This window comes from Neisseria sp. HMSC067G12 (assembly GCF_001812725.1).
Taxonomy (GTDB): domain Bacteria; phylum Pseudomonadota; class Gammaproteobacteria; order Burkholderiales; family Neisseriaceae; genus Neisseria; species Neisseria perflava.
On sequence record NZ_KV810223.1, the window covers coordinates 1,979 to 3,354 of the forward strand.

Here is a 1,376-nt window from a genome sequence, read left to right on the forward strand (position 1 = left end):
TTGAGCGTGGATGTAGAAGGAATCGCGTGCGGCAATTCTTAAAAATTCCAGCTCATCAGTATTTAAATTTCCGTTTTCCATCACACCAACTCCTGCTCCGTAGGCTCAATCACAAAATCCTCAAGCCCCGACACAATCTTAATCCCCGGCACTTGGCCGTCTGAAAAACGCTCTTTTTGATTCAGGATGGCGTCTTTGTCGATTTCCTTCTTCGTACGGACAAACTCGGCAAAGGCGGATTTCTCCGAGAGCCATGCCAAGACGGCGGCCACGCCCGTTACCTTGACGGATGGTGGACGGATGCGCCATTTAATCAGGCCGGTGGTAAAGTCCACGGTTTTGGTTTTACCGTTTTCCGTCAGCTCGTCCTTATGTGCCTCGCAGTATGCGGCCACACGTTCGGTCAGGCTCATGATTTCGGCACACATCGGCGCGGCTTTGGCGGCATATTCTTCTTCGATGACCGCTTTTTTGTCTCCAGCTTCGGTTTCCAGGCGTTTGACTTCGCGCTGCAAGTCGCCGATTTGGCGGATAAATGCGGTAACTTCCGCTTTGTCTTGTGCCGCTTCGATCGCGGGCTGTTTGATTCGGGTTTTAGCCATTTTCTTTTCCTTTCGGGTTGGGTTTAACATTTCGGCTTGCTCAAGCCTTGTTCGCGTTCGCGCTGGGCAAGTGCCTCAACTTTCGCGCGGTGTCTCAAAATCTGCTCGGTGGCGGTTTCAGCCGAAGGCGGTATAAGTGACTTATCTCTTAACACCTCTTTAATTACGCCCTGTATGCGGCTTAAAGCCGATTTTCCCTTCGCTTTTCCCTCTTCCGTGAGGTGGTAATGGTGTTCCAGCTTCAACGGCTCCGGCGGTGGAGGCAGCTTGTCTAAAAAGTCTTTCGGACTCGGCCAGCGGTTGGTCTCATTCGCCAGCACCATAAAGGCCGTCTGAAAGCGCGATACATCTCGCGCTTCGTCCCACGCCCGGCCGTGCGCCAATACACGGCTCCATGTTTGCGCAGTCGCGGCCACAGTATCGGCAGCCGGCGAACCGCTCAGACGCAGGGTCAAAAGCATGGTCAGGCCGTCGATCATGGCGTTATGCAGTTGGGTAGGTAGTTCTTTCATTTCTTCAGTCCTTGCAGCGATGCGGCTGCGGTCAAGGTTTGGCTGGGGTTGGCCGGTAGTGTGGCGCGGCGGTTGGGTTGGTTTGTCTGATTCCCTGCGCTTGGCTGGCCAACCCAGCCCGCAAGGATTTCATACAGGTAGCCGTGCGACTTCAGCGGCGTTTTCAGACGGCCTTGGTCGCGTGCATTGACCGTCTCGTTAAAGCCATGAATCCAAGCCTCGGCAGGTGCGGGGAAACAAACCCCGTCGCGTGCCGCCTCCT

At 54.8% G+C, this 1,376-nt stretch carries 2 protein-coding genes and 1 pseudogene; all 3 read right to left on the reverse strand.

The window, feature by feature from the left end:
* Positions 1-80 precede the first annotated feature (80 nt).
* Complete coding sequence (locus HMPREF2871_RS09865) at positions 81-602, reverse strand: host-nuclease inhibitor Gam family protein (protein ID WP_049336426.1); 522 nt, start codon at positions 600-602, stop codon at positions 81-83.
* A 23-nt stretch (positions 603-625) separates the two neighbouring features.
* Positions 626-1,114 carry a hypothetical protein gene (locus tag HMPREF2871_RS09870; RefSeq protein ID WP_049336428.1) on the reverse strand — a complete coding sequence of 163 codons (489 nt, stop codon included), beginning with the start codon at positions 1,112-1,114 and terminating at the stop codon, positions 626-628.
* Positions 1,111-1,376 (reverse strand): annotated as a pseudogene (locus HMPREF2871_RS09875) (hypothetical protein); the annotation flags it as partial. The gene HMPREF2871_RS09870 and the pseudogene HMPREF2871_RS09875, both read right to left, overlap by 4 nt.